Source organism: Nostoc sp. FACHB-280 (genome assembly GCF_014697615.1).
In the GTDB taxonomy this organism is placed as follows: Bacteria; Cyanobacteriota; Cyanobacteriia; order Cyanobacteriales; family Nostocaceae; genus Nostoc_B.
In genome coordinates this window covers 1-4,628 of the sequence record NZ_JACJSD010000105.1, presented here as the reverse complement: position 1 = coordinate 4,628, position 4,628 = coordinate 1, and the positions used below count along the sequence as shown (strand labels likewise).

5 protein-coding genes and 2 pseudogenes are annotated in these 4,628 nt (G+C 41.9%); 2 read left to right on the top strand and 5 right to left on the bottom strand.

Annotated features, from left to right (window positions below; translation table 11 throughout):
- Positions 1 to 491 precede the first annotated feature (491 nt).
- Positions 492 to 872: pseudogene (gene arr, locus H6G75_RS34000) on the top strand (NAD(+)--rifampin ADP-ribosyltransferase); the annotation flags it as partial.
- Positions 873 to 916: 44 nt separating this feature from the next.
- On the opposite strand, the gene H6G75_RS32760 reads toward arr, so the two are convergent.
- The 4 genes from H6G75_RS32760 to H6G75_RS32495 all read right to left on the bottom strand — a co-directional run bounded on the left by H6G75_RS32760 (position 917) and on the right by H6G75_RS32495 (position 2,734).
- Complete coding sequence (locus H6G75_RS32760; protein WP_199338111.1) at positions 917 to 1,060, bottom strand: hypothetical protein; 144 nt, start codon at positions 1,058 to 1,060, stop codon at positions 917 to 919.
- Positions 1,061 to 1,201: 141 nt separating this feature from the next.
- Positions 1,202 to 1,738, bottom strand: coding sequence for an EF-hand domain-containing protein (locus tag H6G75_RS32505; protein WP_190983968.1), 537 nt, complete (start codon positions 1,736 to 1,738; stop codon positions 1,202 to 1,204).
- Positions 1,739 to 1,922: 184 nt separating this feature from the next.
- On the bottom strand, positions 1,923 to 2,306 hold the full coding sequence (locus tag H6G75_RS32500; RefSeq protein WP_313934929.1) for a hypothetical protein: 384 nt from the start codon (positions 2,304 to 2,306) through the stop codon (positions 1,923 to 1,925).
- Positions 2,282 to 2,734, bottom strand: a complete 453-nt coding sequence (locus H6G75_RS32495) for a DEAD/DEAH box helicase family protein (protein WP_242051736.1) — start codon at positions 2,732 to 2,734, stop codon at positions 2,282 to 2,284. Before H6G75_RS32495 ends, H6G75_RS32500 begins: the two co-directional genes overlap by 25 nt.
- A gap of 104 nt (positions 2,735 to 2,838) precedes the next feature.
- On the opposite strand from H6G75_RS32495, the gene H6G75_RS32490 reads away from it, so the two are divergent.
- On the top strand, positions 2,839 to 3,444 hold the full coding sequence (locus H6G75_RS32490; RefSeq protein ID WP_190595316.1) for a cytochrome b/b6 domain-containing protein: 606 nt from the start codon (positions 2,839 to 2,841) through the stop codon (positions 3,442 to 3,444).
- A gap of 84 nt (positions 3,445 to 3,528) precedes the next feature.
- Here H6G75_RS32490 and H6G75_RS32755 read toward each other — a convergent pair.
- Positions 3,529 to 4,628: pseudogene (locus tag H6G75_RS32755) on the bottom strand (bifunctional DNA primase/helicase); the annotation flags it as partial.

Here is a 4,628-nt window from a genome sequence, read left to right as displayed (position 1 = left end):
CTTTCTACTTTTCCACACCACAAGCATTTACCAGATGATGTGATAAGTTCTGACAAACCTGAAATTACTCAAGTATTAAAAGAAGCAACAGAGTTATTAACGTACGATCATTACGAGACAAAGTAATCATGGAATTCAACCCAAACAACAATGTTGTTAAACTCTGTCTTCAAGGTATGGGCATGGAAGAAAAAGGCAAACCAGAAGAAGCAAGTAAACTGTTTCAAGAAGCCTGGAATGAAGCGACATACGACTTGGAAAAATTTATTTCAGCTCACTATGTAGCTCAATATCAAAAAAATGTTGACGACAAATTAAAATGGCTCGAAACAGCTTTACAGTTCGCATTAAAAATAAATGACGACACTGTGAAGAGTGCAATACCTTCTCTATATTCAAACATTGCCAAATGCTATGAGGAGTTAAGCGAAGCTGACAAGGCAAAAAAGAATTATGAATTAGCAACTTCGCTTCAGGATAAACCTTCTGACAAAGGCCCCTTTTATCATGGGACGAAAGCAGATTTGCTCCTTGGCGATTTACTGACAGCAGGGGGCAGTTCTAATTACAAACGTGAACTCAAAATGAATCACATTTATTTCACAGCCCTGGTTAATGTGGCGGGACTAGCTGCTGCGTTAGCAAAAGGCGATAACCGTGAACGTGTTTATATCGTTGAACCAACAGGGGAGTTTGAAAATGATCCGAATGTTACAGACAAAAAATTTCCGGGCAATCCGACACGCTCATATCGCTCCCAAGCACCATTAAAAATTGTTGGCGAAGTCACAGATTGGGTAAGACAAACACCTGAAGAACTCCAAAAATGGCGTGAAAAGTTGGCCAATAACAAAGGAGAAATTATTAATTAGCGCGGTGTTTCACCATTTATTCATCCGCCATCCACTGCATCCACTCAGGAGCCGCCGCCACCAATTAATTGCCCAAACATCGCAGGCTCCGATTCCTCAAAAGCCACCATCACGCCCCAACGCTCATCACTTGTAAAGGTAGAAAGAAACTCTTTGGCTGCTTCTACACCGGACTCAAAGAGTTCCATAAACTTCGTACTATGATATTTAACCTGTTGCCACCAAGAATCAGTGGATTTTTCTTCTCCCTTAATCTCCTCATTAATGAAGAGTGTGGACGTATACTCATTTCGGCTGATTTGTTCGAGTTTTTGTCTGTGTTGTGCGAACTACTCTACAGAACCCCAAAACCAATTGCCTACGGCACCAGGTTCTTTTTCAGTTAGAAATTCTCTCTTAGCACAAACAAACTCTTTTTTCGAGAGAATGCCGTCTTGATCGATATCAAGCTTAGAGAAAACAAAAGCTGATTTTTCTGCATCTAGTTCAAACACACTGAAAAAGAGACGATGCTCTTGTTGTGATATGTGACCATCACTGTCTAAATCAACAATGTCAAACAAAGTTTCTATTAAAGGGTCACTATAATCTGGATTTAAAATTGCTGTTTCTATGCCCTGACAAAATTCTTCAGGACTCACCTTACCATCTCCATCCAAATCTGCTTTAGACCAAAAATTCTCCCAAACATAAAGCCACTTAAACAATATATCTTTGTGAATATCTGAACCAAGTGTTGCACTACGAATATTGGCGAACCTTTCAGCAAAAATCTCAGCATCTTCTTTCCCGATGAAGCCTGAATTATCGGTATCCAGACAGGAAAAGTGATGCAGTAACTTTTTTCTATGATATTCGCTTAACAATTGCTTTTCCTCTTTGATGACTAAACATACTTAGATTACCACATCAGTACTTAGTCGATAACCACACTTGTAAGTATTATTAATAAGATATTTTTCACTTAATATTTTTCAAAAGTTTTTGGACTCATTTCTTGCACTATCAACACAAGTTGCAGCTACATAAATGGATAGTTATTAAATTAGTTCAGAATATGGTTAAGATGTAAAAAAATAGCATTTTTTCTTCAGGGTCAGAATCGTCGGCATCAATCACGGTATAGCCATCAGCTACCAACCCCTTCAGCACAAATTCCTGATAACGGCGCATTTGGACGTTAATGACCGCACCTCGCTTACCCCAAGTCTGCAAAGATTCGGGCTGGAAATTTTGGTCAATGAACGAGTAATCATCATTGTCAGCCGCAGACAACAGAGCAATGTTAGCCTGTGTTGCAATATCCTGACTCCGCAACAATCCACTCATAGAAGTTGAACCATTGCCCACAGTCCCCATCCCATACCGACTAACCCAGATGTGACGGTCAACAGTTTCTCTTAACCGTGCTAACATCTGCCGTACAGAATCCACAGGCTGAACTCCCTGAAATATCTCCCAAACCGAATCAAAATGGCTTTGCGGTAACTATTCGCACTAGAATGATGAGCTTCATCAATAATGACAAGCTGCGCCTTTGGGTAAGTTTCTCGTCGTGAAAGAGTTTGAATACTCGCTACCTGAATTAATGAATCATTCGGCTTGTATCCAGCTTTAATAATTCCTGGTTGTAATTTTGTCACTGCCGCTAGTTTCTCGGCCGCCTGGAGAATTAACTCTTCTCTATGAGCAACTACCAAAACACCTTCACTTTGGGCAGTCATCTTAGATGCTATGGCGGCAAAGATAATTGTCTTGCCACCACCCGTGCTTAGTTGCAGTAGTACCTTTCTAATTCCACTATTCCAAGCAGCAAAAGTTTTGGAAACTAAATCTTGTTGGTAATCGCGCAGGCTAAACATTCTTAGCTAATTTCTACTCCTAATTAGAGAAATATTTCTACCTATTTTAAAATCAGGAACCTCTATTTTAAAGTAATCTGTAGATGATGATTACCTAAATTTATATGAGTGCAACTATTCCCCAAAAAACACGAAAAAAACTCAAACAAGCGATAGGTGCTAAAATTTTTCATTCTGTTAATATCATAAGCGTCTTCCTTTTACTCACCAGTGGATTACGAATTTATAACGCAAATCCTGTGTTTGGTGGACGTTCTGGTTTACACATTCCGCCCATATTTACTTTAGGAGGTTGGTTGGCAGGAGGTAGAAACTGGCATTTTGCTGCTATGTGGTTATTTTCTTTAAATCTATTATGGTATGGACTTTATATTTTAATTACTCGACGTTGGCGACACCGATTTGTGGGTACTAATGACCTGAAAGCATTACAAAAAAGCCAAAATCCTCAACGCCTAATTTATGCTTGGCATCGAATTGTTTATACATCTATTATTCCTGTTCTGTTATTGGCATTATTCACAGGTATAGGTATGTATAAACCTGCTCAATTTCCTGGAATTGTAGATATGTTTGGCAACTGGCAAGCACTAAGAATTGTGCATTTTGCTTCAGTGCCAATGGTAATTGTATTTATAATAATTCATTCGACATTAGGGCGACAAGCTGGCGGTGAGCAACTACCAGAATCAATGTTTTGGAAGATATAGCCCTTTGGAAAGATGAGTTTAATCCATCAGGAAATGGGTAACAAACTTATTCCTCAGCACGACCTCTTCCTCAACAGGTGCAACTCAACCCATCCATTCCACCCAATCGGGAGCCTCAGCCACCAATTGAGAGAACATCTGAGGTTGGTTTTCTTCCATTTGCACCATCACCCCCCATCGCTCATCCGAAGTGAGTGTAGAGAAGAATTCTTGAACCGTATCAACTCCCATTTCTACCTGTTCTATTAACCTTGCAGTATAGGATTTAACCTGCCGCCACCAATAATCAGTGGGATTTTCCTGTCCGTCCACACCCTCCCAATTATGACTGCCATCTTCAATAATGGGGGGTGTGGACGGGGCAGAATTAGGACGGGGGGCAAGGGTGCGGGGGTGCAGAGGGGAGGATGGATGTAAGTTTGCTCCCCTGCTCCCCTGCGCCTCCGATCCTCTGCTTTCAAGTCCATACATAGACTGCATCCTAGCCACATACGCCGCATTCTGCGCTTGCTCTTGTTGCCGCCGCCGTTCTCGTTCTGCCCTCTGTGATTGCCGATACACCAACACCTGACGAGCAAACGCTACATCATCAGGATCAAGATGATAATACCGCACCCGTTGACCATTTTCGGTAGGCCGCCGCGACTGGGTAGTTAAAGCCAGTTGACCCAAGTACTGACTCAAAATCCACACCGGAGATTCATCCAGTGGGATGGTCAAGTTGAGGATACCCTTGATGTGGGGTGCATTGCGTTTAGAAAAATCCGCCAATGCCTGAATCATTGGTTCATCGCCTTTAATCTCCACCCCATCCATCAAATCTGTCAGTATCGCCCGTAACCCCAACCGATGACGCATTAACCAAGAAGTGGAATGATTACCCCAGTCTGTGCAGATAGGCAGACGATCTCGCTCCGCCCTATCCCTTTCTGCGACCACATCTGGCGGCGTAATAAACTCCCGCCCGTGTTCATCCGTAATAACTTCCCCCGGCGCTGCTAAGATTGCTTCAAGTGCGACAATCTTTTTGATTAACCTTCCACCATCGTCTTTCTCGACCAACTCAGGAGTGACAGTCATCCCATAAGTATCCCAAATGCGGAATTTTTCGCACTCTAACGCCTCCTCTGGCTTGAGATAATCCTGGTGCTGTCTTGCTGTGTAAGTTTTTCTATCAATATCTT